The organism is Streptomyces sp. G7(2002) (assembly GCF_028870195.1).
Taxonomy (GTDB): Bacteria; Actinomycetota; Actinomycetes; order Streptomycetales; family Streptomycetaceae; genus Streptomyces; species Streptomyces nigrescens.
Genome location: NZ_CP102609.1, coordinates 9338179 through 9364413, shown reverse-complemented (window position 1 = coordinate 9364413; position 26235 = coordinate 9338179). Strand labels below are relative to the sequence as shown.

20 protein-coding genes and 2 pseudogenes are annotated in these 26235 nt (G+C 66.7%); 6 read left to right on the top strand and 16 right to left on the bottom strand.

Annotated features, from left to right (window positions below):
• Positions 1 to 410: 410 nt before the first annotated feature.
• Positions 411 to 1145, bottom strand: a complete 735-nt coding sequence (locus NUT86_RS40405; RefSeq protein WP_274732500.1) for a hypothetical protein — start codon at positions 1143 to 1145, stop codon at positions 411 to 413.
• 494 nt (positions 1146 to 1639) lie between these two features.
• Between NUT86_RS40405 and NUT86_RS40400 the strand changes: the two genes are divergently transcribed.
• The gene (locus NUT86_RS40400; RefSeq protein ID WP_274732501.1) at positions 1640 to 2098 is read left to right on the top strand and encodes a hypothetical protein; all 459 of its coding nucleotides are present in this window, start codon (positions 1640 to 1642) and stop codon (positions 2096 to 2098) included.
• A gap of 53 nt (positions 2099 to 2151) precedes the next feature.
• Here NUT86_RS40400 and NUT86_RS40395 read toward each other — a convergent pair whose 3' ends face one another.
• The 3 genes from NUT86_RS40395 to NUT86_RS40385 all read right to left on the bottom strand — a co-directional run bounded on the left by NUT86_RS40395 (position 2152) and on the right by NUT86_RS40385 (position 3907).
• Positions 2152 to 2373, bottom strand: a complete 222-nt coding sequence (locus NUT86_RS40395) for a hypothetical protein (RefSeq protein ID WP_274732502.1) — start codon at positions 2371 to 2373, stop codon at positions 2152 to 2154.
• Between the two features lie 425 nt (positions 2374 to 2798).
• Positions 2799 to 2975, bottom strand: a complete 177-nt coding sequence (locus NUT86_RS40390; RefSeq protein WP_274732504.1) for a hypothetical protein — start codon at positions 2973 to 2975, stop codon at positions 2799 to 2801.
• The gene (locus NUT86_RS40385) at positions 2972 to 3907 is read right to left on the bottom strand and encodes a hypothetical protein (protein ID WP_274732506.1); all 936 of its coding nucleotides are present in this window, start codon (positions 3905 to 3907) and stop codon (positions 2972 to 2974) included. The genes NUT86_RS40390 and NUT86_RS40385 overlap by 4 nt, the downstream gene beginning before the upstream one ends.
• 454 nt (positions 3908 to 4361) lie before the next feature.
• Here NUT86_RS40385 and NUT86_RS40380 point away from each other — a divergent pair, with 454 nt between their 5' ends.
• A complete protein-coding gene (locus tag NUT86_RS40380) occupies positions 4362 to 5069 on the top strand; it encodes a hypothetical protein (RefSeq protein ID WP_274732508.1) in 708 nt (235 codons plus the stop codon).
• A 577-nt stretch (positions 5070 to 5646) separates the two neighbouring features.
• Here the strand turns inward: NUT86_RS40380 and NUT86_RS40375 are convergent.
• The 4 genes from NUT86_RS40375 to NUT86_RS40360 form a co-directional block, all read right to left on the bottom strand.
• Positions 5647 to 7962 (bottom strand): DEAD/DEAH box helicase, encoded by a 2316-nt coding sequence (locus NUT86_RS40375; RefSeq protein WP_274740334.1) that lies wholly within the window; start codon positions 7960 to 7962, stop codon positions 5647 to 5649.
• A 56-nt stretch (positions 7963 to 8018) separates the two neighbouring features.
• Complete coding sequence (locus NUT86_RS40370) at positions 8019 to 11027, bottom strand: AAA family ATPase (RefSeq protein WP_274732510.1); 3009 nt, start codon at positions 11025 to 11027, stop codon at positions 8019 to 8021.
• Positions 11028 to 12191, bottom strand: coding sequence for an exonuclease SbcCD subunit D (locus tag NUT86_RS40365; RefSeq protein WP_274732512.1), 1164 nt, complete (start codon positions 12189 to 12191; stop codon positions 11028 to 11030).
• A gap of 384 nt (positions 12192 to 12575) precedes the next feature.
• Positions 12576 to 14357 carry an ATP-dependent nuclease gene (locus tag NUT86_RS40360; protein WP_274732513.1) on the bottom strand — a complete coding sequence of 594 codons (1782 nt, stop codon included), beginning with the start codon at positions 14355 to 14357 and terminating at the stop codon, positions 12576 to 12578.
• 406 nt (positions 14358 to 14763) lie between these two features.
• On the opposite strand from NUT86_RS40360, the gene NUT86_RS40355 reads away from it, so the two are divergent.
• Both NUT86_RS40355 and NUT86_RS40350 read left to right on the top strand, forming a co-directional pair.
• Positions 14764 to 15696, top strand: coding sequence for a phosphotransferase enzyme family protein (locus tag NUT86_RS40355; protein ID WP_342456280.1), 933 nt, complete (start codon positions 14764 to 14766; stop codon positions 15694 to 15696).
• The gene (locus tag NUT86_RS40350; RefSeq protein WP_274732517.1) at positions 15671 to 17152 is read left to right on the top strand and encodes a hypothetical protein; all 1482 of its coding nucleotides are present in this window, start codon (positions 15671 to 15673) and stop codon (positions 17150 to 17152) included. The genes NUT86_RS40355 and NUT86_RS40350 overlap by 26 nt, the downstream gene beginning before the upstream one ends.
• A 17-nt stretch (positions 17153 to 17169) precedes the next feature.
• Here the strand turns inward: NUT86_RS40350 and NUT86_RS40345 are convergent.
• The 7 genes and pseudogenes from NUT86_RS40345 to NUT86_RS40315 all read right to left on the bottom strand — a co-directional run.
• A pseudogene (locus NUT86_RS40345) lies at positions 17170 to 17364 on the bottom strand (NAD(P)-binding domain-containing protein); the annotation flags it as partial.
• A complete protein-coding gene (locus tag NUT86_RS40340) occupies positions 17352 to 17774 on the bottom strand; it encodes a hypothetical protein (protein ID WP_274732519.1) in 423 nt (140 codons plus the stop codon). The gene NUT86_RS40340 and the pseudogene NUT86_RS40345, both read right to left, overlap by 13 nt.
• 42 nt (positions 17775 to 17816) lie before the next feature.
• The gene (locus NUT86_RS40335) at positions 17817 to 18260 is read right to left on the bottom strand and encodes a DUF4279 domain-containing protein (RefSeq protein WP_274732521.1); all 444 of its coding nucleotides are present in this window, start codon (positions 18258 to 18260) and stop codon (positions 17817 to 17819) included.
• Between the two features lie 5 nt (positions 18261 to 18265).
• Positions 18266 to 19501, bottom strand: a complete 1236-nt coding sequence (locus tag NUT86_RS40330) for a WXG100 family type VII secretion target (RefSeq protein WP_274732522.1) — start codon at positions 19499 to 19501, stop codon at positions 18266 to 18268.
• Positions 19498 to 19824, bottom strand: coding sequence for a WXG100 family type VII secretion target (locus NUT86_RS40325; protein ID WP_274732523.1), 327 nt, complete (start codon positions 19822 to 19824; stop codon positions 19498 to 19500). Before NUT86_RS40325 ends, NUT86_RS40330 begins: the two co-directional genes overlap by 4 nt.
• Positions 19825 to 20379: 555 nt before the next feature.
• Positions 20380 to 21874, bottom strand: a pseudogene (locus NUT86_RS40320) (UvrD-helicase domain-containing protein).
• A gap of 33 nt (positions 21875 to 21907) precedes the next feature.
• Positions 21908 to 22825 (bottom strand): recombinase family protein, encoded by a 918-nt coding sequence (locus NUT86_RS40315; RefSeq protein ID WP_148589885.1) that lies wholly within the window; start codon positions 22823 to 22825, stop codon positions 21908 to 21910.
• 260 nt (positions 22826 to 23085) lie between these two features.
• On the opposite strand from NUT86_RS40315, the gene NUT86_RS40310 reads away from it, so the two are divergent.
• Positions 23086 to 23811 (top strand): dienelactone hydrolase family protein, encoded by a 726-nt coding sequence (locus NUT86_RS40310; RefSeq protein ID WP_274740332.1) that lies wholly within the window; start codon positions 23086 to 23088, stop codon positions 23809 to 23811.
• 19 nt (positions 23812 to 23830) lie between these two features.
• On the opposite strand, the gene NUT86_RS40305 is transcribed toward NUT86_RS40310, so the two are convergent.
• The gene (locus NUT86_RS40305) at positions 23831 to 25021 is read right to left on the bottom strand and encodes a Tn3 family transposase (RefSeq protein ID WP_274740771.1); all 1191 of its coding nucleotides are present in this window, start codon (positions 25019 to 25021) and stop codon (positions 23831 to 23833) included.
• A 579-nt stretch (positions 25022 to 25600) separates the two neighbouring features.
• Here NUT86_RS40305 and NUT86_RS40300 point away from each other — a divergent pair.
• Positions 25601 to 26227, top strand: coding sequence for a PDZ domain-containing protein (locus tag NUT86_RS40300; RefSeq protein ID WP_109886498.1), 627 nt, complete (start codon positions 25601 to 25603; stop codon positions 26225 to 26227).
• Positions 26228 to 26235: the final 8 nt, after the last annotated feature.

The window sequence follows — 26235 nt, the reverse complement described above, 5'->3', positions numbered from 1 at the left end:
CAGCTTCGGGAGTACCGGGCCATGACCGAGCGCCTGGCCGAACAGGCCGCCCGTGTACGGCGGGAGGCCGACCAGGCCCGGCGCCAGCAGGAACAGGCCCAGCGGTGGCGGCGCGAAGCCGCTACCCGACCGGCCCGGCCCTGGAAGCCCGCCCTACTCCCGCCCGTGCGGCCAGTGCCCCGGCCCGCGGGCCGGGGGGGCCATTCTGCGAGGTCTGCAACCGCCCGCTGGCCGAACCCCTGGTGCGCTACGGACGGCACATCCTGTGCTGAACAGGAGCCGGGACGCTCCTGTGGGCCGCCCGGACGAGGGCGAGCCCCGGGGCGTTGCTGCGGCTACAGTCCACGCGACGGGGGCCGGAGCCACTGGCATTGGCTCCCGCCCCCGTCATCCGGCGGTGAGGACGCGGGTCAGTCGGTGTCCTCGTGCGGTTCGAGCAGGGCGAAGTACGTCGCACGCTGCTCATCGGTCAGCTCACCGTCGAGCGAGAGCGCCGAGCGCAATGCGCTCAGGGTGTCCGCCGCCGGCGCCTTCCACGTGTTGCGGGCCTGGCGCTGGATCTCACCGATGGTGGCGTACGCCTCGGCGGGGAAGCACCGGATGTACCAGCCCAGCGTCTTGGCCACCGACGGCGTCAGGTTGAGGTGCCACCACGCCTCGAGGCCCTCGCCGTTCTCGTCGTCCTTGAACATCCCGACGGACTCGGCGAAGTCGAACAGCACCGGCACCGCGGCCCGCACGGCCCGGCCCAGGTGCTCGGTGGGGACGATCTCGTCAAGACTGACGGCCACCGACCAGGCCAACGTGCCGGCGACCTCGGAGACGGACTCCTTGTTGCGGTGGCGCAGCACCCACCGCTTGCGCACGTCGGGCCGGTCGTACAGCGTGTGCTGGAAGTCGACGGCGAACCGGTCGCGGACCTCGACCGCACCGGGCGAGAGGCTGTCGGGGTCCCCGCCCGACATGGCGGTCTTGACGCCCTGGTAGGAGCGCTGGCGGGACTCCACGAAGCTGCTCGGGGTCTCGCGGACCACGCTGTACAAGTACGTGCCGGAGCTGTCGGCCGCCGGTCGCGACTCCCTGGTGCCGAGCGCCGCGCCCGCCGTGCTGCCCGCTCCGCGCTGATCCCGTCTCATCGCTCTCATGACGGTGTCCTGTCCTAAAAGACAGGACACCGTCATGTCACAGGTGATTGATCCACCAGAGGATGCCGGTGACGAGTGCACCACCCGCAGCCGCCGCGATGCCATGCACGAGGCCGTGACTAGCGGTGCGGGCAAGGGAGCGCAAGGGGACTCGGCGTGCCGGCTTCTTCGGTTGCCCCGTAGGGTCGGATGCAGTGCTGATGGTTCCTCCTGGTGCGGAGCTGTCGGTCGCTTAACGAGGCGGCTCCCTGGGCCAACAGGGGGCCGCCGCCCCTTTTCGGGCGGCGGCCGTCGCCGCAGCCGAACCTCACCAACTGCTGGGCGAGTTCGACGTTCTCGTACCTAGTCTCAGGGCTGCTCCGACCAGTTGGTCACTTGTGTTTGCGCTGGTCACCGCTGGTTTTTCGGTTGCCAAAGCTGGCCATGAGGAAGTCTTCGTATGCCATGGGTTGTCATCGGTAGACTTTGCTGGTCAAAGGCCAGGGGAGGGCTCGATGGCACAGGTCTTGCGGATGCCGAGCACAATGGAGCTGCCGACAGGTCCGCGACGGCAGTTCGTCGAGGAGTTGTTCTCGCACTACCGGGATGCCGGGCGCCCCACGCTGCGGGTCATCGCTGAGGAGATAGACGAGAACCCGGAGTTCGACGCTTTCACGGCTAGCCGTGAAACCATCCGCAAGATGCTGCGGGGCAAGACCGTTCCGTTGAGCTGGGCAGTGGTCGACGCAGTCCTGACGGTGCTGTGCGCGCGAGCCGGTGTCGACCCCGACGCGGAGCGATGGGCGGACGGCTTCAATGGCGAACCAACCTCACACCGGCAGAGCCTGCGAAACTTGTGGAACGAGGCGATAGACGCTCCGCCCACTCCTCCTGCTCGGTCTTCCGCCTGGGGAGGTCAGAACGATCCCTGGGCAGCGTCGAGTAGGCCCTACGCTGACGAACCGCCGTTCTGAGGCTCCCAGGCGGCCGAAGCTGGGCCGTGTGTCCGGCTTCGGCCGCGTGTACGTCACGTCTGCGGCTCGGAAGCCGGGGATTGGTCGTCGCTCCGGCTACTGCTGAACCAGAGAGTGCGAACCATGTCGGCCGCCGCGCGGCGCCGCGCAGGCTTCTTCGCGTACACCGCGGTAAGTGACAGCAGGATGATCAGCAGCAGGTAGAGCAGCACGACCGCGAGCAAGGCCCACACCAGCAGTGGAACCCGGGCGATGAACGGCAGAAACGCCGTCACGGCGACCCCCATCAAAGTGTCAGAGCAATCTCCGCACTGACGGGGCGGCTTACCGCAACGGCCAGCGCCCGATCCGACGATCTTGAATCGTCGGCCGGGTCCACCCTCCCTTGACTTGGCTGGGGGGAAGTGCCGTTGCGTACCCTCCGGTGGTCGTGAGCCACCTGCCGAGCGGTCCCGGTCGAGAGCTGCTTCAAGGATGCCATGTCGGCCAGCGCGGCCGTCTCGGTGTCGCAGAAATCGGCATAACTGTGACACCGACCGCCACTCAGAAACCGCCGGCTGTCCACTTCCGTCCATTCGGCACCCGGCTGGTGCCAGCGTTTACCCGTGACCGAACTCGCACTGAACGTCATCGCGGGCCCGAGCGCTGGAATTCGCGCAGGTCAGCGGTATCGCCCCGCGGGGCAACACCGCTCGGAGCGTCACTGTGCTGGTGGCCCGCCGCTTCCGCCCGTGTTCATCAGGAGGTAGGCGAGAGTCACCACCCCGACCCCGACGAGTACCGCGATGCCGACAGCGGGGTGCATGTACGCGATGTATGCCGCGACGGTGCCTAGCAGCAACAGGACAAGAGCGCGCAGATCCAAGGGGCCGGTCACCGGGCCAGCTCGGGGTCGAGTTCGCGGGATACGGCCGCTGCCAGGTCGGCCTTCGCCTTTTCCGCCGAGCGGTCCGCCATCCCAATCGTCTCGGTGTAACCGGCCTGGCGCATGTCGCCCCGCTGGACGCCGTAGGGGAGGTGGAAGACGTTCCGCCAGAGGCCGAGGACGGCGGCCTCCACGGCACGTGCCTGGTGGCCGAGCATGGAGGCGCTGATCAGCTCATGCCAGCCCTCCCGCTTGTGTTCCTCTAGCCGGTCGCTGCCGTGCTTGCCGATCCCGACCTTTACCGCGGCGAGGCCGTCGTGCGTCGCGAGGTACACAAACGCCGGGTCGTCAGCGCGGATGCCGTAGCCACCGCAGTACCTGCATGCGCCAGTCTTGGCATGTTTGATGCTGTCGAAGACCGGAGCGACCTCGCGCCCGCACTCCTCGTTAAGGCATCGGGCTTGCCACGGTTTCTTGACGCCGGGGAACCGCACCAGGGGTTCGGCGCCGGCAACGCGCATGAGGTCGACGGCCTCTTCGGGTGCAATGGCGCCGTTGCGACGGCAGAGGTCGCAGCCCCTGCCTTGTTCCTGGCGGAGGGCCTTACGGACGCTGGTGAGCGTGGGCGCGGTGATGCCGTTGCACGTGCCGCACACAGACATCCAGGGGGTGCCGTTGCCGGGGTAGGGGCCTTGGGGGGTGAGTCCGCGCTCGGCCATGATCGCGCGAGCTTCGCCCTCAGTGCGCTTCTCACAGCCAGAGCAGCGGCGGCACGGCCCCTGCCCGCTCGTGACGACGTTGGCGTAGCGAGGAGAGCAAGGGTGTCCGCACTTGTCGCAGGTGCCGGGCCATGGGGCGGTGGCGCCGGGATAGGTGACGGACGGGGTGAAGCCGCGGGCGCGCATCTCGGCGGCGGCCTCCTCCGGATCCTTTTTCTTAGGCATAAACAAGCATCATGGTTCTTGTGGAGCAGCCGTGTTGGCCGTTTATGGAAACCGGCCTCACGGAGCGCCGCGTTCGGCGCGACCGGCGTGGTCCTCTCCCTGACCGGGCACGAAGGGGCCGGCATCGCCCTGCTGAGCGCCTGCTCGCTGGGGCGGGGCGTCAGCCTGCAGCACGCTGGGGAGCTGTAGAGCTGCCTGCCGCGACATCGCGGCGTACCCCAGGGGCCGGACGATTCGTCCGGCCCCTTCGGCGCACCCGGGGCGGTGCTGAGGTTCTCGGGGACGGAAGGCGGGGCCGGGCAGGGGCGGGATCAACACCACGGGCGGGTCGCGGCGCACGCTGGAAGACGAGACGCCCCGAATCACTCGGAACACGTCGGGTGCCGCTGCTGTCCTCGCGGCCCCCGGGATCGGCAAGGGGCGAAAGACGCTTCGCCGATGCCCGGAGGTTCCTGTGTTCCTCGACCTGCTCCACGCCCTGCTCGACCAGGCGGCCCGCGCCGTCCCCGACGGCGGCGCCCCGGCGCTGCTGGGAGAACTGGCCCGTGCCATCTCCGCGGTGACCGGCCTGGTGCAGCTGCTGCGCCGTTCCGGCCGGCGCCGCGTCCGCCGGGTGGTAGAACCGGGCATGACCTTCGTAACGGCGGGCGTCGCCGCTGCCGGCATCAAAGCGACGGGCAGCGTCACCTCCGCGCTGATCGGGCGCTACCGGCCCTCAGGCGTGCCCCGGCTGGGCAGCAAGGAAGACCGGGCGGAGGCGTACCGGCGGCTGCTGGACGCCTCCACCCGCTCGTTCAACTGGGCGTTTCAGTTCTCCCACCTACAGCGCGAGGCGGGCCGGGCGGCGCACAAGCTGCTGCTGGGCCAGCTCCCCCAGGCGTGGGAGGTCAGCGGCGAACTCATCGGCGCGCTGCACGGCGTACGGCTGTGCGGCACCGTGCCGGTCATTGCCGCGGCGGAGGACCTGGTCGCCGCGACCAGCGACCTGGAGCTGAACGAGAAGGACGGCGACCGCTTCCAGCAGCAGGCTGAGGCGGTCGTCGCAGCCCAGGGCGCATTCCTCGACGTCTGCCGGGAGGACCTGTCGTACGCCACGAAGCGGTGGCAACTGCTGCGCCGATACAAGGAGCGGCGCTTCCTGCGGCAGCAGGCCGGCCGCTGACGGTGCCCGTCGGACACAGCCTGCTCCCTGTCCCGTCGAGGGGCCCTCTGAAATCGCGTTCTGTGGCTCGTCTCTCGCATCTGATCCACAGGGCGAAAGCCCTCTGAACGGCGGCTAGTTGTAGGCGGGGGAATGGGTGTCGGCGGACTCGCTAGAGTGGTGCCTGCTTACCCGGATCCTCCCTTTGGACTGGGCGCGAGGGACTCGTTCCCGGACGCCCAGCGCCTGCGATCAGCAGGTGCCGTTTTGGAGGAGAAGGGGGGTGCTGATGAGCGGCAACCGGCGCAAGCGTCGCGGCAGGAAGTGGACTGGCAGTGAGAAGGTCCAAACCGTCCTGGGTGCGGCGCGCTTACTGGTGACAGTCATCAACGCCCTGTGGGGCTGATACCCCACACCGAACCCGTCGGACACGACTTGGGCCACGCAAGCAGCGAGCCCGGTCGGCATCTACTCGACCGGGCTCGGTAACTGCAGGAGAGGCTCGGATCGGTCTTGCACCGCTTGAGGCATGCCTGGAGGTGCTCGTTCGTGGCACCAGACGTGGACCGCAACAACGGAAATGGAGCAGTGGGACCCATCAGCTCTTGGTCGTGACGTCTGTCGGGTCGTGAGCAGGGGGCCTCAGGCCAACGGCCTGGAGGGCCTGTCGGCGGTCGGGGGTGAGGCTGTGCCAACGACGTCGGATGTTGCTGATCCATTGGCCCAGGCGCATCGGCTCTGCACCCAGATCTTCGACATGGCGCTGCGGAACGTCGAGGTGGCCCTCACGTGCGCGGAATGCACGCGCCGCCGCAAGTCCGCGGTGGAAGGCGCGATCGCGGGCTGAGCGCCTGTCGAGAGCCGACTGCCGTTTTGGCAGGCTGCCGCTGTTCAGGCCCAGGTGGGTGAGGAGTTGCTGTTGTTGGGGGTTTGCTGGGGGTCGGTTGCGTTGGGTATGGAGCCACTCCCCCAGACGCAGGCCGTCGTCGGTGACGTAGTCCCGGCGCAGGTCGGTCAGTGAATGGCCGGCGTCGCTGTGTCGGTGGGCGGCGTGGTAGGCGCGCTGCCAGGTCAGTGGCCAGGCTGGGTTCCAGTGGGGATCCAGGTCTAGCAGTGCCTGCGTGCGAGCGGGGGTGAGCTGGTCGGCGCGTTTGCGTTGGGTGGCGAGCCAACGGCCGAGGGCGAAGCCGTCCTGGCGTTGATCGACGGGCACGGACAGATGTCCGTGGGTTGCGGCGTAGGCGGCCGCGTGGGCGAGTCCACGGTCGAATGCCTGCTGGCGGGGGTTCCAGACAATGTTCAAGCGTTCCAGGGCTGCGGTGCGAGCGGTGTCCAGGGCGTCGGTGCTGTGCAGGTGGCGCTGCCAGGTCAGCCATCGTCCCAGCGGGTAGTTGGTGTCGTCCTCGTATGCCTGGGGGATGTCGAGGTGGTGGTGGGTTCGGTGGTAGCGGCGGGCCGCGGCCAGGCCGCGGCGCCATTCGGCGCTCTTGGGGTTCAGGACGCGCAGGGTGAGGGCGAGGGCGACTTCTTCTTCCTGGGTGGGTCGGTCGAAGCGGAGCCAGGCGCCGGGGTCATCGCTGGGGAGGGTGGGGCGGTGGGTGCGGGGGTCTGCGAGGCGGGCGGTGAGGCGTTCGTCGTGGGCGCGCAGAGCTTGGACGGTGCGCCATAGGGGGGTGTAGGCATCGGCGCCGAGGAGATCGTCGGGGTCTTCATCGGGGGTGAGGTAGACGGGGACGATCAGGGTGGCTTTTTTGCCGGCGCCGGGTGGTTGGCGCAGGGCGCGGCCGACAGCCTGGACGGTGTCGACGGGGCTGTTTTTGGGGTCGGCGAAGACGACGGCGTCGATGGAGGGGACGTCGATGCCTTCGCCCAGGACGCGGGCGTTGGCGAGAACGGCGGGGGTGTGGGGGTTGGTGTGGGCAGCAAATTCGAGCAGGAGGCGGCGGCGGATGCGGGGTGGGTGGGTGCCGCTGATCCAGTTCGCCCAGAGGCCGTCGGGTTGCAGGTCGGTGGGGAGGGCTGCGGCGGTGTCGGGGAGGGTGGTGGCGAAGGCTCGGGCGTCGGCGACGCGATGGTGGAAGGTGAGCACGCGGCGCAGTTTGTGGTCGTGGATGGCCCTGAGGACGGCGACTTGCCGGCCGGCTAGGCGCAGGCCGTCGGCGCCGGCGTCGGGTCCGGTGGCGAGCCAGTCGCGAAGGTCGGTGTTGTCGACGACGGGGACGAGGATCTGGTAGTCGGCGAGTAGGCCGAGGTCGATGGCGTCGGAGAGGGTCAGGCGGTAGGCGACGGGCCCGTAGAGGGTTTCGTCGTCCATGGAGGCGACGGGGTCGTCGGCGCGGTCGCTGTCGGGGTCCCAGATCCGAGGGGTGGCCGTGAGGTAGAGGCGGCGGGTCGCGGGGACCTGGTCGTCGTGGTGGATGGCAGCCCAGGCTTTGCCGAGGCGGCCGGCGGTGCGGTGCGCTTCGTCGACGACGGCGAGGTCCCAGGCGGGTAGGTGAAGGGTGTGGTGGGCGGTGAGCAGGGTGGGCAGAGAGGCGTAGGTGGCGTAGACCGTGACTGGCCCGTCCTCGGCCGGGGTGAGGGCTGCGAGTTCGGCGGGGTCGGTGGTCATTGGGATGTCGCCGGCCGAGGGGTGCTCGACTGCCTGGCGTGCTGAACAGACGGCCACGGCACGGCCTTTGCGGCCAGCTGCGTGCCAGGAACGCACAGTCTGAGACAGCAGGTCCAGCGTGGGGACGAGGACAAGGACGCGGCCGTGGGCAGCCAACCGGGAAGCGGTTCGCGCGGCAATGAGGGTTTTCCCGGTGCCGCAAGCGGCCACCACGCTCGCGCGATCGTGGGTGCGCAGCGTCTTGACTGCTGCTGTGACCGCTTCCTTCTGGTGTGGCCTCAGTTCGAGGTCGGTGGGGGCCATGGTGTGTGCCGCTCCGGTGCTGGGCTGGTGGGGGCGGGGCATTGTTGCATCGAGGGCTAATCGGCTGCTTCGGTTACGAGGGCCAGGGTGGAGCCGCTGGCGCTCTTGCGGACGTGGAGCCGGTTGGTGATGCGTCGGCGTAGTTCGGGAACGTGGCTGATTAGTCCGACGGTGCGGTCGTGGGCGCGTAGGGAGTCGAGAACGTCGAGGACGTGGTGGAGGGTGTCTTCATCTAGGGTGCCGAATCCTTCGTCGATGAAGAGGGTGTCCAGTGCGCGTCCGCCTGCTTCGTGGGTGACGACGTCGGCGAGGCCGAGAGCGAGTGAGAGGGAGGCGAAGAAGGATTCTCCTCCGGAGAGGGTGTCGGTGTCGCGGTCCCGGCCGGTCCAGGCGTCGGTGATCTTCAGGCCGAGGCCTGAGCGGGCACCGCGGGATGCTCGGTGGTCGCTGTGGGAGAGGGTGTAGCGGTGGTCGGACATGCGTAGCAGGCGGGTGTTGGCGGCCGTGACGACTTGTTCGAGACGTGCGGTCAGGACGTAGGCCTCGAGTTCCATGCGGTCTCTGTTGCTGGGTGAGGTGCCGTGGATGAGGTCCTGGAGGTGGTGGACGGTGTCGTACGCGTCCTGGAGAGGTTCCAGGCGCTGGATGCGGGTGCCTAGTTCTGTGGTGAGGCTGGTGAGGTTGTCGTGGCGGGTGCGTGAGGCTGTGGTGGCGGCGACGGCCTGGGTGTGACGTTCTGCGGCGGTGTCACGCAGGGCGACGGCGGCCTCAAGGTCGGCGGGTGGCTGGGCTGCGGCCTGCACGAGCTCGGGTTTGTCCAGGACGGCGGTGTGCGCGGCGCACTGGTGGCTCCATTGCCTGATCTCTTCCTCGATGGTGTTCAGTGCATCGTCGTCGAGGAGTGCCTGCTCGGCGGCCTGAAGAGTCTCGAAGCCACGGGCCTGTGCGGCGGCAGCGGCCTGTATGGTGCGCTCGTCCCGTTCCGAGGCGGTGCGGGTGGCGGTGGTGGCGGCTTCGCTTGCAGCCTTGAGATGGTCGGCACTGTGGGTGAGGTCGGCGACGCGTGCAGCAACCGAGGACGCGCCTTCACGTGCCGCATCCAGCTTGGCGTGGAGGTCCTGCAGCCGTGCAGCAGCGTGGTCGTATTCCGCATTGCGCGCCGAGAGCTGTTCGCCGGCCGTAGTGCCCTTGTGGACCATGTCGGCCTGTTCGTGCTCCAGGGTGGCGAGTTCCTCGGACGCTGTGCCGAAGCCTGCGGCTTGCTCGAGGGCTTGGGCCAGCTTCTTTTCGACGGTGTGGCATTGGGCTTGGAGCTCTGCCAGAGATGCATCGCCTGCCTCTCCGCCTGCCGATGCTGCGCGTTCACGGGCCTGTTGCAGTGTGGCGCTGATGGCCTGCTCGTCCTGCTGGGCCTTGGTGTGGCGGGTTTCTGCGGCCTGCTCGTCGGCGCGTGTCGGCTGTCCGGGGTGGGGGGCAGCTGGCGCAGGATGAGTACAGGATCCGCAGACAGGACAGGGACTACCGTCCTCAAGGCCGGCGGCCAGCTCGGCCGCCATGCCTTCCGTGCGCTGACGCCGGATGTCGATGTAGGCCGCGGCGACCTGGGCGGTGACGGCGCGGGCGTTGGCCAGGTGCTCCTCGGCTTCGGCCACCTCGGCTCGGCGGGCGTCGCGCAGTTCGGCGGCTTTGACGCGTCGGTGTACGTCATCCAGGGCGGTCTCGTGGTGGCGGATGTCTGCCTCGGCGCTGCGGGCAGTGGCCATGCGGGCGGTGAGGGCCGTGCGGCGGGTGGGCGCCTGCTCAAGCCAGGTGCGGGCCTCGCGTTGCTCGGCCGCTAATTCCACGCGCTCGGCATCGAGGCGTTCGAGGTCGCTGGTCAGCTGTTGAACAGTTGCTTCTTGCGGCAGCAGCGCTGCGGCGAGGGCGGCCTGGGCACGCAGCTGTTGTTCGGCAGCGGTGAGTTGCTCGGCCGTGGTCGTGTCATGGTCGGAGGCGAGACTGCTGCGGGCGTCGGCCTCGTGGCGGGCGGCGCGGTCGTGCTCGGCGCTCGCAGTGTTGGCCGCATGGACGACGGCTGCCAGCTTCCCGGCGCGACGGGCCTTCTCGAGCTGGTCGTTGAGTTCCTGCTGTCGGGGCGCCTGTTTCTGGAGCAGGTCAAGCTGGTCTCGGGCGCTGCGGTGTTGGGTCTGCTGTTGATGAAGTTCGCGGACGGTGAGCTCGAATGTCTGCTGGGTGCTCAGGTCAGCGGCTGCCGTCGCTGCTTCAGCGGTGGTGCGCTCCAGGTGCGTTGCCGTAGCCTCCGCCAGCGCTGTGGCCCAGCTGTGGGCAGGGCCGGTGAGAGTGTGTGGATCGTCGCTGGTCGGAGCGTCGTGCTCGTGGTCGAGGTCCCCGGCTGCCTGGTGGATGCGTTCGATCAGGCTGGTCACGTCTCCGCGGGCGGCCTTGAGGGCCTTCTCCGCTTCGCGGCTGCGGTCGAGGAGCCATCGGTCGATGTTGGTGAACCTGCCGGTGCGGAAGAGTTTGCCGAGGAGGTCCCTGCGTTCGGGTGCCTTGGCGCGCAGGAACTGGGTGAACTGGTTCTGTGGCAGGAGAACGACCTGGCAGAACTGGTCACGGCTCATGCCCAGCAGCGCAAGGATTTCGTCGCCGACCTCTTGATGGGACTTGCTGGATGCCTCCCATCGGCCCTGCCCCAAGGTGTCGTCGTGCGTCCACTCGCGCAGAGTGGTTTTCGCGCTTTGTGTGGTGTCCCCTGTCCCTCGGGTCTTGGGCCTGGTCTGCTGCGGGATGCGGGTGATCTCCAGGCGGCGGCCGGAGAGGGTGGCCTCCAGCGTCACCTGTGTGAGCAGATGTGGGGCGGCGTGGTCGCTGCGCAGCAGCAGGTCCCGGTCCCCGGGCGGCTTGCCGTACAGGGCAAAGCAGATGGCGGCGAAGACTGTGCTCTTGCCGGCGCCGGTGTCGCCGTGGAGGAGGAAGAGGCCGTCGGCGGAGAGGGATTCGAAGTCGATGGTGTGGATTCCTGCGAAGGGTCCGAAGGCCTGCAGGGTCAGGCTATGCAGGCGCATCTAGACGGTCTCCTCTTGCATGGAACGGATGCGGGAGGCTTCGACGGCCTGGCGCAGCAGGTCTTGCTCGGTGGGGGTGGGGTCGGTGCCGCGGACCTTCTTGATGAAGTCGCTGGCAATCTCCAGGTCGGTGCGGCCGTCGAGGCGGTCAGTGTAGGTGGGGCCGTCCGTCTGGGGGTTCTCTGGGGGTTTGTGCAGGAGGTGCATGGTGTGTGGGAAGCGGCGCCGTAGTCGGGCCATGGGCTCGTACGGAAGGGCCGGGTCGGTGAGGGTGACCTGTAGCCAGCTGCCTGTTAGGTGCTCGTGGGCGGGGTTGGTCAGTAGGTCCTGGAAGGTGCCTTTCAGGCAGGCGAGGGCGCGCGGCACAGGGGTGGGCATGCGGGTGAGGGTGACCGTGCCGTCGCCGGCCAGGTCGACCACGGTGAGGGTCTTGGTGTGGCCGGCTTCGGAGAAGGAGTACGCCAGGGGGGAGCCGCTGTAGTGGATGCGGTCGTTGATGTTCTGCGCGCCGTGGAGGTGGCCGAGGGCGACGTAGTCGATGCCGTCAAAGACGCTCGCCGTGACATGGGCGACGCCGCCGACGTTGATGTCGCGTTCGCTGTCGCAGGGGGCAGCGCCGGTGACGAACGCGTGGGCGAGGACCACGGAGCGGGTTCCGGGCGGGTAGGTGGCGAGGTCGGCCCGGACGAGATCCATGGCCGCGGTGGCCACTGCCTGGTGAGAGGTTTTGTCGGCGCCGAGGTCCGTGCGGGCCAGGGAAGGTTCTAGGTAGGGCAGGCCGTAGACGGCGACGGTGCCATGTGTGTCGTCCAGCAGGACGGGGGTGGTGCAGGCGGTGACCGGATCGGTCCGCAGGTGGACGCCGGCGCGGGCCAGGAGGCGTGAGCCGACTCCGAGACGGTGGGCGGAGTCGTGGTTGCCGCTGATCATGATGATCGGCAGGTTGAGGCCGGCCAACTGATTCAGGGCATCGTTGAACAGGCGCACAGCGTCCAGGCTGGGGATGGCACGGTCATAGATGTCCCCTGCTACCAGGATCGCCTCAACCTGCTGATCTCGTGCCGTGTCGTGCACGTGTGTAAGGAAGGCATTCTGGGCGTCGATCAAGTCTGCCTCGTGGAACCGGCGGCCCAGGTGCCAGTCCGAGGTGTGCAAGAACCGCATGGGCACAGACCGTAACCATGAGCGGAACCCTACCGGGCGGTTTTCCCGATAAACATGCTGGCTTGTAGGGGTATGAAGGTAGATGAGGAATCGTTTTCCCTCATCGTCTGAGGGCTCTGACAGGCAACGGGCACGCCGGGTGATTTGTCAGTGGCAGGGGGGAAGATGAGCAGTGGGGGAAGGGAGAATGACATGTCCTTACCGCGTTCTGCTCGGTCCGAGTGCGTGCCGGCGCCCAGCGGCTGTCGGTGGTGCGGGATCGAGGCACGTGGACATGCTCGGCAATGGGTTGCGGACGTGGGCTGGCACGCGTGGACAGCGCCGACGGTCCAGCAACGCAAGGAACGCATGCTCAAGCGGCGTAAGGGCCGTCCGCATTCCTAGTCAGTGAGCCAGCTTCTGCAGCTGAGCGAAGACGTCACGCAGTTGCTGTGGGACATCCTGGGCCGCCGTGAGGGTGGTGGCCAGGCCGTAGACCATGGCGGGCTTACCGCTGGGGCTGTCATCGGCCGCCTGTTCTTTGATCATGCGCAGAATGTCCCCACTGAATTTTCTGCCTCCGCGGTGGGCGGTGAAGTCGTCTGCCGTCCAGGTCTGCGGTGCAGGGCGGGGCCAGCGGGCGTTGGCGGCGGTGGCCCATTGCGCGTCGGTGAAGAGTTCTTCCAGTTCGTTGAAGCCCTCGCCTTCTCCCACGTAGGTGACTTGCGTGTCGAGGTCGAGTCCGGCGCGGCGCAGCCTCTCGTCCTTGAGTAGCTTGTTGCTGCGACTGTCAGCATCGATCATGAGCATGACTGTGCGCTGGTGTTTGACGAGGTATCGGGCCAGGTGCAGGGCCCCCTCGTTATTCTCGCAGCCCCACAGAGCGATACCGGCCGCCTGCAGGGACAGCTTCTGAGAGAGGCGGAACAGCAAAGGCATGGCCTGCTGCTCGGTCTCCCCTTCCACAGCGAGGAAGCAGCGCTCGTGGAGCAGGACCGAGTTGCGCAGCCCCAGAGCAGCAGCGATCTGCCCCAGCACGACGGTGCGGCCGCTGTCGTTGAGCTTGAGGTGGACGACGTCGGCGATATCGACGCCGTCGATGAGGTTCATCGAGTGGGTCGCCACCATGACGCTGACATGCGGTAAAGCGCACTGCTTGCGGATGATGTCCATCACGGTGCGCTGGTGGCGGTAGTCGAGGTGGGTGTCGGGCTCGTCGTAGACGACGATTGTCTGGGTTGGCTCGCCGTCCGTCTCCTCCGTCGCAGCCAGTTCGGTGCTCTCCAGGAGGTCGCTGGTCCACTCCCATACCGCGAGGGCAATCCGTCGGGTGCTGCCCTGCCCTGAGCGTGTCAGGTCGACGGGTTCGCCATCGGCCCGGGAGACGTGCAGGGGAGCCCGCTTGAAGCCTCCTTTGAAGGAGACTTCAGGTTTGACGTCCACTCCGACGAATTCGCTGCAGTGCTGGCGGATGTGGCTGCACAGGGAGTCGGCCTCCTTCTCTAAGCGCTGGGTGATCGCTGTTTCGATCTCCCGCACCTGTCCTTGCAGGGTCTCGTCCTCCAGATGCGCCTCGTAGCAGTTGCTGAGGGCGGTCCGTACAGCATCATCGGGGCTCTCGTCCTTGCCGCTGAAGGCGAGAAGTCTGGGCAAGCGGGCTTCCAAACTTTTGGGAAGCGGCTGCCACTCTTCGGTCTGAGGCAGGGTAGCCGCGTGGTCGATGACCGCGGCGAGCAAGTCCTCCTTGAGGGTGCCGGCCGGGGTAAGCCCGAACTCAGCAACGAGGGTGGCGAGGGCCGGCTTGAGCAGCCTGTCCAGTCCGTGGAGGCGGCTATCGGTGGGTTGGCTCCCGAAGTACTCCCAGCAGGTTGCGTCACCCGACCTGGCTCGGCGGCGGATGCTTACCTGGGCGGGAAGACCGCTGCTGTCCCGTTCACCGGAGTCGAGAGTGAACCTACCCTCCACCCAAGTCTCCGAACAGCGGCGCCCCTTGGCCCCTTCGCCTTGCTCATAGGTCCGGTCCTCTTCGGTCAATCGGTATGCGCCCACCAGGAAGGCGAGAGCGGTAAGCACAGCGCTCTTACCGCCGTCATTACGGCCCGCGAGGATCGTGGGACTACTGATCGGAATGTCCGTCACGTGTGTCAGGGAGCGGAAGCCGCACGCGGAAAGGCTGTCGAGGTGCACCGTGAGCTGCTCCGTATCTCCCCTGCTCAGACCAGACAGAGGTATGACCTGCGGGTAACGCGTGCGCTGCAGAGTCAGCTGGGTCGTCAGCGCAGGCAGTCATACTAGAGGCCATTGAGCAACAGGACGCTACTTACCGGCTGTTAACGGTGCGCCTCACAGCGGCCGAAAGGGCATCGCGCTGGGTTCGATCCTGGCTTGAACACCATCGCCAAGCGTCCATTGCGGTCCCCTCCGGCCGACGTGGATCTATCGATCACGCACTCCGAGACTCGAACCACCGAACACTTCCGCACTTTTGTTCGCATGTGGGCGCGGCAACAGGCGGCACCTCGATGACGGACGTCCATGGCGAGAGCCCACTCCTGTTGACAATGTCCCTGTGTTCGAGAGCGCTTGACAGTGCATGTCACGGCCCGCAACGCTGAGAGGGATGAACGCTGCCGCGAGCCACGAAGGATTAACCCGAGCCAGTGCAACCCGGGCATTGGTGGCTGCCTGCAGCGTTGCGGGACTTGGCTCTGACCAGGCGGACTTGTTGCGTCTGGGAGAGAACGCCATCTATGCACTGCCACGCGAGGGCGTGGTTGTGAGGGTGGCTCGCTCGGATACGGGAGAGATCGAAGAGAAGGTCACCAAGGAGCTTGCTGTCGCTCGGTGGCTGATGTCTACGGGCTTCCCCGCGGTTGGGCCTCGCGAAGACCTCCCGCAGCCTGTGCGGGCTGAGGGGCGACTCGTTACCTTCTGGGAGTACATCCCTCCGAGTCGGACTGAACCGGGTTTGACGGATCTCGCCATGCTGCTGCGCAACCTACACACGCTGCCCGGACCGGACTTTCCCGTTCGCGCTTTGGACCCGTTTCCGATCATGTGGCGGCGTCTTGAACAGGCTCACGGAGTTAAGCAGCAGGACGTGGACTTTCTCAGCGAAGCGTGCGCCGGCAGCGAGGCCGCCTTCCGCGAGGTCGTAGGCCAGCACCCCACGGGCCTGGTTCACGGAGATGCCCACCGCGGAAATCTTCTCGCGCGCGGTGAGCAGGTTCTGCTCATTGACTATGAAGCGGTTGCTGTGGGTCCTCAAGCCTGGGACCTTCTTCCCACCGCCATTGCAGTCGACAGGTTCGCACTCCCCCGCCGCGACTATGAAGCTTTCTGCCGCAGCTACGGGCAGGATGTCACCGCCTCGGCGGGCTACGAGGAGCTGCGCACGGTGCGGGAGTTGGGGATGACCACCTGGCTTATGCAGAACGCCCAATCAGGTTCAGCTGCCCAGGAGTTCACTCTTCGTATGGAGTCGTTGCGAAAGGAAGACCGTGAGCGCCGCTGGCACGCACTCTGACGGGCCGGTGCCCTTACCTTTCGATCCCTACGTCTCCAGGGAAAAGACCCGCCTGACCACCGTCTACTCGACCCCCTGGACTTATGACCCGGCTCAGGTCGACGGGGCCGCCGAGCGGCCCGGTGACGTCCTGAACCTAGGGCGGCTGGCGAGGCACTACGGCAGGTCCGGCCAGCAGCTGCCGCGGGTCCTCAAACGTGAGGCGTTCGACTGCTCCAGCCTGACGTTTCAGCGTTGGTCGGGCGGGGAGCCGGCGGCTGCGCAGCTGTGGCACTTCCTTCTGCCTTCCGGGCAGGTGGTTGTAGCCCTCACTCTGGATGTGAGCGCAACGCTCATCGAAACGATCCCCCTGCTGGAGGACCTTTACTACGCGAGCGTGGAGTGCGCGGGGCTGCCTTTGGAGCAGATCGCAGCGGAGCGGATCGGCTGTGCCCCGAACGGGGACGGGCAGGTCCCCGGGTTCCTTCCTGAACGCCACCAACTGGTCTTCAGCAGCATCGATGCACCGGAACGAGTTCCTGATGAGGACACGGTCCAGCGCGTCATCTACCGCACCGACCTGCCCTACCGTGCGCAGCACAGTTCGATCTGCTACCCGATGGAGCTCAATCGCCGCCCGACCACTGTGGGGGCTCTGGGCCCGTATGTGAGTCTTGTGTGCGGGCATCAGGACTACATCGAGAACTGTGTGCTGCTCTCTGCCGTGCAGGCTGTGGGGTCCGCTGCCCGGCTCCGCGAGATCCGCGAAGTCGCTTATGCCTACGTTCACAGGTTCCGGCACCGCAGCGCCGGCCAGGGCAGCGCTCACGACCGCCGCGCGGCGCTGGAGGACATCACTGACGGGCTGAGCCAGCTCGAACTCGAGCTCAGTTACAGCGTTGAGGTCGGCAGCGATATCGGGACGCTCGTACCGGCCCTGCGTGTCGAGAGCTTCCACCAGGAACTGTTCGGCGCCATGGGCCTGACCGAACGGGCCGCCACCATCGGCCAGATGCTCCAGCGTCTCGGGAACGCCACCGCTGCGGAGTTGACTTCCGTGGAAAGCATGGAACGGCGTGCCGCTGACCGCCGGCGGGTCCGCACCGTCGTGTCCGTCACCTTTGTCACCACCATCACCGGAACACTCAGCCTGCTGTTCGGCTTCTTCGGCATCAATGCACGACAGGTCGACCAGCAGCGGTCGATGTTCGACGACCACTACACACCGATTTACGCACTGATCACCGCCATCTTGCTGTGTGCCATGGCGATCTTCGGTGCGATGCGCCTCCAAGAACGGTGGGAAGAACGACGCGATCGCGGCAGGACACGGACCTGGGAAGGCACCCACCGGCTTTTGGCGCGCGAAGTCGGCACCGTCATCCTTGATCCAGCAGATGCGCCTGGGGCCCGCCGCATCCCCGGTTCACGCCCTGCGGGCGGAGCTGACCGGCGAACGCGCTCCGCCGGCCGCTGACGTGCAAGCTGAGTGAGCAGGTGCGGGGCGGCCTTCAGCGGCATGGTGACCACCACGACCTCGGCACCGCATATCACCTCGGCCACGGTGGTGGGGGTGGCGCCGGTTTCCTCTGCGAGCGAGGTCAGGGTGTGCGGGCCGCGCGAGTTGGCGACGGCCACCTCGTGGCCGAGCGCGGTGATAGCCGTGCGAAGGGGGCTCAGTCGAGCCAGGCGAGGGGGTCCTCTTCCTGAAGGTCCGTGGGAACGGACGTCTTGAAGAAGACGGGAAGCAATAGAGTGTTGAGTTCTGCCAGGGTGCTTGGCGACAGGCGAAGTTTTGCGCCTGTCTCGACTGTTCCGGAAATCTCGATGTGAAGCGCGTGCCCAGAATTTCGAAGTTCGCGCATTCCCTCCGCGCGGGAGGAGAGGATTCCCGACAAGGCCTTCACTTGATCTTCAATGTTTCGAGAGTGGCGTTCGTCGCACGAGAGCGACCACTGCGCGCCATCGCTACGCAGTTCGATTCCCTGTTGTGTAGTGTCTTCGGCGGCGAGGTTCGGCACGAGGGTTTCGGTGATGAGCTGGGCAGAAATGACGTCTTTGGTAACAATCAAGGAGGTTCGGAAGTCTTCCCAGTTCATCGCTGACCCTTCGTTCTCAGAGTAAAGTATTTCAACATCCGGTTAGCGAGCGTTTGTGTTTGGCGCCAGTTCGAGGGAAATGCCGAGCTGAGAAATACGGTTCCACTCGCGTTGCGAGAACGCAATGGTTGCCTCATGGTGAGTGAATCCGTAGACCCTGAGGTACACCTCATAGCCTTCGGATGCGAGGCTCAGGATTTCTTCCTTCACCGGTACGGCACCGGAGAGGACAGTATCCAACTGCTCAGAGAAATCCCGTGTTGTCCGCTCGTCACACTGAATGCGCCATTCACCACTGGGGTCTCGTGGGTCGGATCCTGGCTCCACGACGAGCGTGGGCGTGAGTCCCAGCCGCTGGGTGAGCATCGCCGAGTCGAGGCTGCGGGACTTGATGACCAGTGCGACATCGGTCAATGCCCATTCCTGAGGCACTCGCGTGTGGCGTTCCGTTTCCACAATCGCTCCTTCAATAGATTCAGCTGACACGAATTCTACCCCTTGTATTCACGGCAAGCTGCCCAGTGGACATTTCCCATGCCCGGCTTGAGCAAGTCACCCAACGAGGTCCTCTGAGCGACGGTGGCCGAGTTTTCGTAAACGGTGAATCCTCCACCCCCGCTGGCTTCTGGAGGAGCAAGGGTGTAGTTGGGGATCCGCTGTCCCGGATGAAACGTCTCTACCGCTGCCCCGGGGTAGGTGCCGCCCTCCACCGCCACACCGTTCAACCCGGGTATGAGCTCGCCGTCTTCCACGTAGAACGAGATCTTGGTTCCCGGCGGCACCGTCACCTCGCCGGCACCTCGCTCCAGGTATCCGTGTCCGGCGAACACCTTCTCCCCATCTGCCCGACCGCCCGCGAGGACTCGTGTTGCGTAGTAACGGCCGTCGTCGTCTGGCCACTTCCGCGAAACGATCTGGGGCCGGCTTTCAGCTACTGCTTTCTTCACCTCATCGAAAGGTGGCAGGTGGCCGCCTGACCCCCGGCTGCCCATAGATCCGAGGCGAGGGATATGAAGGCCTTTGAAGGCACCAGCTTCCGCGACGGTACGAGCTGCGGCCCCCGCGCCACCGAACGCACCACCCATCAACATGCCGTACGTCGCCGCTGAGCCAGCCTCGCTCAGGTTGATGCCCTGCTGGTCGCCGAGCAGATTCCTGCCACCTTGAGCAACGACGACGTCCACTGTGATCGCCTCGACGCCGCCGATGGCTGCGGTCGCCAGTACAGTGCCGGCGATCTCAGCGATGGTCGTGGATACAGCCACTCCCGCCGTGCTCGCCGCAGCGACAATCGCTTCGGTCGCGGCCCCCGCCGCAACTTCGCTGATGCCGCCGGTGAACAGGGCCAGAACGGTGCCGGCGACAAGGACCGCTCCCGCGATCTCCAGTTCGTGTTCGATCTTCTTCTTGGCTTCAGCTATCTGGTCCGCGTACTTGTCGAGAGCCTTGGCCATGTCGCGAGCGGCAGTCGCGACATCGTCTAAGTAGCCTTTGCCGCCCCCGTGATACTGGCGCCAGAACTTGCTGAATGCCTCAATTCCTTGACCCTTGTTGTTGTCGATGACGTCCTGCGCCTTCTTGTGGCAGGCGGCCGTGCAGTCTTCGACGTCGTCGGCGTAGGTACGCCAGGCCCGGGCGGCTTCGCGTAGCTGGTCTTCGTCGCCCTCGGGCCACCACATGCCTGTGAGGTCTTGGACGATCTCCTTGGCTTTGTCGGCCGCGCTCACTTCGCCCCCCGGTGGCCGTCGAAGCCGGAAGCCGCGGAGCGGTCTGCCTCCTCGTGGTTGTCCGCCATGTCCTTCAAGGTGTCGTGGATGCTCTGAAGGCCCTTGGTCAGGGCGTGAGCCGCCTTCTCGATGCTCTGAAGGTGCGGGGTGTAGGCGTGCTCGAACTTCTGCCCCTGCTCATCGTCACCCCACGGCTTACCGAGCCCCGCCAGGCTGTGCTTGAGCTTGGTCGACGCCCGTTCGAGTGCGGCCGACTCCCTGTGGAACGTCGGTGCAGCGGACTTGAGTTGGTCTGTGTCTACGTCAAAGCCAGACCCGGCCATGCTTCCCCCCGGAGTATGTTCCCGATTCCGAACTGCAACCAACGTACAAGCAGGCACTGACAACCCGGCCGCCGACTGCGACAGGAAGGGTTTCACTGGCAGGTGCTGCACTCAACTCCGTTGCAGGGCAAGCACCTTCGCCAAAACGTTGATGCGTTGAATTGTTTACAAGTGCGCACATCGAGCGGAGGCGGCTGCTCAGACCCCTCCCACTCTGGGGCCAGCAGTCCGCCTCGTCGGTGAGGGCCAGCCCGATCGGTTTCCATTCGTAAACCGCGCAGTTGGTCTGTTCATTTCTTGTTAAAGGCGCACCCCAGCGTCCTGCGCGGAGCCGTTGCCAGCGCACCACGCAGGTCTTGGGCAAGGGTTCAACCGTGCCAGGTACCGCCTGACGCAGGCGGTACCTGTTCTGGTGCGGCAGTCGGCTGTAACAGCCTTGCGCGAAGCGCACTTGGTCCAGCAGCGGCCAGCAGCTCACCACCCTAGGTGCACACTCCCCCGCGCCTACCAGCACAAACGCAACACCCCTTACACCCATCCAGACGCCCCAAGGGATTACCGCTGGTGCGGCCGACGTGCTTCAGTGGCCGGGCGGCTTCCGTCAGGGTGCTGATCGACCCAAGCAAGGCCCCCGATATCGAGTCGGGTCCGCGTTCGGGTCACGGCGACGTAGGCGAGACGGGCTTCGCCGTCATCGATCGGGCCGGGAATGGGACGGCCGGAATCGTCCTGCTCGTCGCTGTCGCGAGGTGGTGGGAAGTCGCCGGCGATCCGCACGCTGGGCCATTCGCGGCCTTTGGCTTTGTGCGCGGTCGAGACAGTCACGTGCGCCTGGTCTTCACCAGTGAGCTGGTTGACGGCGGCGAGGATGGCCTCCGTGCCGTGCTTGTCGACGAGATCGACCAGCGGCTGCAGGTCGCGACCTGCTGGGTCGTAGGAGGCGTAGTCCTGCAAGTCGCCCCAGGAGGTGAACAGCACGAGTTCGGGGTGACTGGTTCGACGGCCTTCCTTCAGATCGCGGGCAGCCAGGGCCAGGGCGCGCAGGCTGCCCCCTCCCCCGACGAGGGCTACGCGGCGTCCGGTAGCGAGAAGTTGGATGACTTTCGGTGATGGCGCCGACGTTCGTGCGGCACAAGACGGCGTCCGGGCAGGGGACCAGGCCGAGTTCGGTCGGGATCGCTTCGCTGCCTTGCAGGCGGATGGGCGCGTCGGCGATGGCGAGCCAGCGGTTGGCTTCGTGGGCGAGGAGAGGGCCGAACCGGAAGGACTTCGACAGGGTTAGGGCGGTGCCGTCGAAGCCGGTCATGACGTCTTTGGCGCCGCGCCATTGGTAGATGGCCTGTGCGGAGTCACCGACCATGACCAGTTGGGCGTGGCTGCGCTGGTTGTTGAAGATCTGCTCGACGACGGGGTTGGTGTCCTGTGCTTCGTCCAGGAGTAGGAAGTCGGCGGCGATCTTCGGGTTCGTGAGTGACCAGATCTTGAGGTAGTGGTCGTGGTCGAAGCGGACCTTGCCGTCGTCCGGGTGTTGGAGGTCGGCCCAGGCTTTGTGGGCGAAGGGCGTGATCAATTGGGCGAGTTGTTGGTGCAGCGGTGGTTCTTCGAGTCCTCGGAGGCGGGGGACGTGGTGGTGGGTGATGGCGGGGTCGGCGGAGTGGCAGAAGCGGGTGACGGTGCGCAGGGTGGCGTGGGAAAGGGTTTTGGGTGAGAGGTCGCGTTCGCCGATGCGGACGGGCTTGGTGATGCCTAGGTCGTGTCCGGTGTGCCAGGCGGGGCGGCGTGGGGCGTTCAGGCGGCGGGCGTAGCGGTGGCCGATGGCTGCGAAGGCCAGGGCGTGGGCGGTCTTGCAGGTGACGGTGGTGGGGAAGCGGGTGGCGGCGTCGCGGGCGATGGCTTTGTTGTAGGCGATGTAGCGGCCGAGGCGTTTGGTGTTGTGGGCGAGTAGGGCGAGAGTGGTGGTTTTGCCGGTGCCGGCTCCGGCTTGGAGGGCGAGGTGGTCGCCGGCGTGGAAGTGGTCTGCAGCGGCGGCTTGTTCGGCCTCGGGGAACATCGGTACAGCGGTTATCGGCGAGAACGATCATGGTTAGGGCGTGAGCGTGCTGACCCGGTGCTCGTACTCGCGGCGGGCCTTGCGCTGGGCCGGAACAGCCGGAACGCCGTGGCCACCGTCGAGCGGCTGGCAGCGGGCGAGGAGCTGACGGTGCACGGCGGGGACGGCGGTCACGCGCAGGATGTAGCCCTGGCCGCGCCGTACGGCCACCCCCTGGTCGAGCGCAGCCTGCTGGGCGGGCTCCAGCTCGGTGGTGCGGAGGAAGCCGGCGATCTTGCCCGGCATGTCGAGGGTGACCGGCAACTCCGGGGCGGGGGCGTCGTCCTCGTTGGCGGTGTGGTCGGGCAGGAGGTCGGCGACGGCGGTGCGGATCGCCCCGCGGCTGACGCCGTGGTCGCGGGCGAGGGCGGCGATCGAGCGGCCTTCCAGGTACGCGGTGCGCACGTCATCGGTCTTCGCGGCCGCCACGGCGGGGCGGCGTCCGCCCTTGCTGCCCTTGGCCTCGGCGGCGCGCAGTCCGTCGTAGGTCAGTTCGCGCTGGAGGTCGCGTTGGAGTTCGCCGGCGGCGGCGAGGGTCTGCACCATGAACTTCACCGTGGACAGCAGCTCTCCGGTGCGTGGGTGGCGGGCGGTGAGGTCCATCGCGGAGAACGCGCCGTCGTGGATGCGCAGGGCGAGGCGTTCGCGGTGGAGGACGTCGAGCACGTCGAGGATGTGCCCGGTACCGCGTACGAGGCGGAACATCTCGGAGATGTCCACGGTGTCCCCGGGCCGCGCGTAGTCGAGGAGCGCGCGGAACTTCGGGCGCTGGAGGGGGTGGAGGCGGCTGGAGGCGCCGTCGTCCTCCTCGAAGACGACCGGGTCCTCGATCCCGGCCTCGTCCAGGACGAGGTTCTGCCGGGCGGTCGACTGCTGGTCGGTCGAGACCCGCTTGTAGACAAGGTTTGCCACCGAGGGCCCCTTCCGTACGGAGGAATGGACCCCATCCGTCGTCAAACCCTGTCATCAATCACCGTCGGATCTGATTTGATTCGAGCCGCCGCGAACCCCCGGATCACACGGGTTCATTGGGCACGCTGCCGCCCTGTCTTCAAAGGATCGTTTGCCGACAGGCAGCAGGCGCGTCCGGGTGTTGTAGTCGGGACAGACTGCTGTCTGCCATCGGTGAACGCCACCCCGAGCGGGCGCAACGGTCATTACCGTCCAGACTCATGACAACGATTACGACGCGCACGGTCGAGTATCCGGCCGACGGTTTGACGATGATCGGGCACCTCGCGCTCCCGGCCGGTGTCGACCGTCGGCCCGCGGTGCTGCTCGGACCAGAGGGCACGGGGCTCAGCGACGTCGAGCGCCGCCGGGCCGATGCTCTCGCGGAGCTGGGATATGTAGCGCTGGCCTTCGACCTTCACGGTGGGCACTATTTGGGGGACCCCGAGGAGATGCTGGCCCGCTGCATGCCGCTGCTCGCCGACCCCGACCGGATGCGAGGCATCGGCCACGCGGCGCTCGACGTACTGCGCGCCGAACCGCGGACCGACCCCGACCGGATAGCCGCCGTCGGCTACGGCACCGGAGGCGCCATCGCGCTGGAACTCGGGCGCGACGGCGTCAACCTGCGCGCGATCGCGACAGTCAACGGCCTGATCACAGGCCGACCGGGCGAGGCGGCACGCATCTGCTGCCCGGTGTGGGCCGGGGTCGGGTCGGAAGACCCCATCATGGTGCCCGCCCAACGGGACGCGTTCACCGCAGAGATGCAGGCCGCAGGCGTCGACTGGCGCCTCGTGGTCTACGGAGGAGCCCTGCACGCCTTCCACCATCCACCGGTCGACCACACCGTGCGTCCCGGCGTCGGCTACCACCCACGGCACGCACAGCGAGCCTGGCGTGACATCGTCGCCCTGCTCGCCGAGTGCCTGCCCGTCACGGATTGATCCGATCGGCTCCCGATACTCACTCCTGCCCGCCGTCGTCGTCTTCGTCCAGCTCTGGGGCATCCGGGTCGCGCAGCGGGCGCAGGGCGCCGGCGGCCGGGGTCGAGGCGGTGAAGCTGTAGCGGCCGAGCAGGTTCAGGTTGCGATGCTTGAGCGGGGAGAGCCGGGCGATGTCCTCGTCCCGGATCTCGTGGCCCTCGGCTTTCAGCTGGGCGACGGCAACGTCGATGTAGCGGGTTGTCCAGAGCACGATGGCGTTGAGGACCAGGCCGAGCGCGCCGAGCTGGTCCTCCATGCCGTCGCGGTACGCCTGGTGGATGGTGCCGCGCTTGCCGTGGCACACGTCCCGGGCCAGCTTGTGGCGGGACTCCTGCACGGTGAGCTGCCGGTTCATCTGTCGGCGGTAGGTTTCGTCCACCGGGTCGATGACCCGCAGCAGGTGTTCGGTCTTGGCGATCCGCCCGTACTCCGCGAATGCCGCCCCGAGCGGGGTCGGGCGGCCGTCGCGTCCGAACATGCGCAGCAGGTCGTAGGCGCGGACCTGGTTGGTGACCAGGGAACCGGCGACCTTCAGCATGTCCGGCCAGTGCGTGATCACCTTGTTCAAGTTCACGCGGTTGCGGCCCAGGTCCTCCACCACGCCGTAGCTGGCGGTCTCGACGCCGGGCATCGTGGCCCGCCAGAACCGCTGGTCGTCCAGATCGCGGAACCGGGGGCTGAAGTTGTAGCCGAGGATCTTGAACAGGCCAAACACCATGTCGGAGTACGAGGCGTTGTCGGTCGCCACCATCTCCGGCTTCACGCCGCCGTCCAGGTTCAGCAGGGCGTCCAGGATGTGCAGGGAGTCGCGCGGGGTGCCGGGTACGACCATCTGCCCGATGCCGGCGACCTGGTCGTTGACGGCGTTGTACAGCGTCTGACGGCGCTCCGTGTACCGCTTGACCACCGACGGGTCCTCAATGCCGAGCTGCACGGCCAGGTGCTCGATCACCGGCCACGGCACCGCGAGCGGGTCCTCCAGGAACAGGCCGACGTACCGCACCGTGCACATCTGGAGCGCGAACCCGAGCCGGTGATGCTCCGTCCGCCGCAGGGCGATCAGGTCCCGGTCCACGTAATCCAGGAAGAAGAACCGCTCCAGCTCGGGCCTCGTCGGCTCCTCGGCGAACGTCCCGTACACCTCGGCCTGCTCATCACTCAGAAATTCCACCGGCACGAGCCGGACCGTAGCCAGCCCCGGACCAGGGCCGGAGGCGTTTCACCGAACCCCAGCGGTGAAGTGGATCACTGTGCTAGACGGCCGTGATCGTTCTCACCGATAACCGCTGTACCGATGTTCCCCGAGGCCGTCTTCGCGGGCGAGTGTCTGCCAGTGGACTGACGGGCGTCGTGCAGCCACGAGAAGGGCAGTTCGAATTCCTGGAGCGGCGATTTTGGGCCGAAGTCACGGGATCTTGCAGAAACGTACTGAGTCCCTCTCTCCTGGCCAGGCAGGCCAGTTCAGCTGCCACGGTGAAGTCGTCGGCGGCGGCCGAAAGCCGCTGCAGGTCTCAAGGTGCTCTTCTGGGTGCCCTTGCAGGCGGGGATGGGCATGCTGGACCCTGGGCCTGTTAAGGGCAAGCCTGATTGCAAAGAGCTGCGGGACTTGATTCCTCTTTCTCCTGCTAAGTGAAAACCTCATCGGTTGAAAAGCTGACTGGCCCCAGATCAACGGCAGAGCCGGACCGCCTCATCACATTTTGCTGAACCATTGCCCGTAGTGCTCAGGCCGACGAAAAGGGCATTCCTCATGGCTCACCCTCCACAGCAGAACGTCCCCGACCTGGACGCGCCCGGCCCGGCCCATACCGTCGTCTACCCCGGGGACAACAAAACCCGGAACTACCCGATCATCGTCCAAATCCAGGCCCCGCAATACACGCACATCACCGACATCCCCATCGACTGCTCCGGTGCCAATTGCTCGATCTCGATCGCCGCCGACGGCAAGTCCGCGACCGTCACGATCACCGCCAACACACCGATGACCTCCAGTCGCCCCTTCAACGTCTCCGTCGCAGCAGACGCCAACGCACCTCTCGCCGGCGGCCAGTACAGCGGCTCCTTCACCTACGACTCCGACACCACGCCCCTGACGGTGAACATCACCCCTGGCGCCCCCGGCAACCTCCAGATCGCCACGAGCAACGCCCCCAGCAACGGCGGCGTCAGGATCCAGTCCGTCCCGCCCACCTCCAGCGGCGCTAGCGCCGGCCTCCAACCCAATGACGTCATCACCGCCATCGACGGCCTGCCCACCCCGAACATCGGCACCTACTACCAGGTCATGAACAACTACCGCGTCGGTGCCACCGTCCCCTTCACCGTCCAACGCGGCGGCCAGACCATCACCGTCCAGGTCACCCTTGAGCCCTGACACACCTC

Coding starts and splice junctions, on each gene's coding strand:
- NUT86_RS40365 (WP_274732512.1), bottom strand. CDS start 12,191: ATGCGGTTCTTGCACACCTCGGACTGGCACCTGGGCCGCCGGTTCCAC.
- NUT86_RS40340 (WP_274732519.1), bottom strand. CDS start 17,774: ATGAACTGGGAAGACTTCCGAACCTCCTTGATTGTTACCAAAGACGTC.
- NUT86_RS40325 (WP_274732523.1), bottom strand. CDS start 19,824: ATGGCCGGGTCTGGCTTTGACGTAGACACAGACCAACTCAAGTCCGCT.
- NUT86_RS40405 (WP_274732500.1), bottom strand. CDS start 1,145: ATGAGAGCGATGAGACGGGATCAGCGCGGAGCGGGCAGCACGGCGGGC.
- NUT86_RS40300 (WP_109886498.1), top strand. CDS start 25,601: ATGGCTCACCCTCCACAGCAGAACGTCCCCGACCTGGACGCGCCCGGC.
- NUT86_RS40375 (WP_274740334.1), bottom strand. CDS start 7,962: ATGGCCCCCACCGACCTCGAACTGAGGCCACACCAGAAGGAAGCGGTC.
- NUT86_RS40400 (WP_274732501.1), top strand. CDS start 1,640: ATGGCACAGGTCTTGCGGATGCCGAGCACAATGGAGCTGCCGACAGGT.
- NUT86_RS40385 (WP_274732506.1), bottom strand. CDS start 3,907: ATGCCTAAGAAAAAGGATCCGGAGGAGGCCGCCGCCGAGATGCGCGCC.
- NUT86_RS40310 (WP_274740332.1), top strand. CDS start 23,086: ATGACAACGATTACGACGCGCACGGTCGAGTATCCGGCCGACGGTTTG.
- NUT86_RS40355 (WP_342456280.1), top strand. CDS start 14,764: ATGTCACGGCCCGCAACGCTGAGAGGGATGAACGCTGCCGCGAGCCAC.
- NUT86_RS40370 (WP_274732510.1), bottom strand. CDS start 11,027: ATGCGCCTGCATAGCCTGACCCTGCAGGCCTTCGGACCCTTCGCAGGA.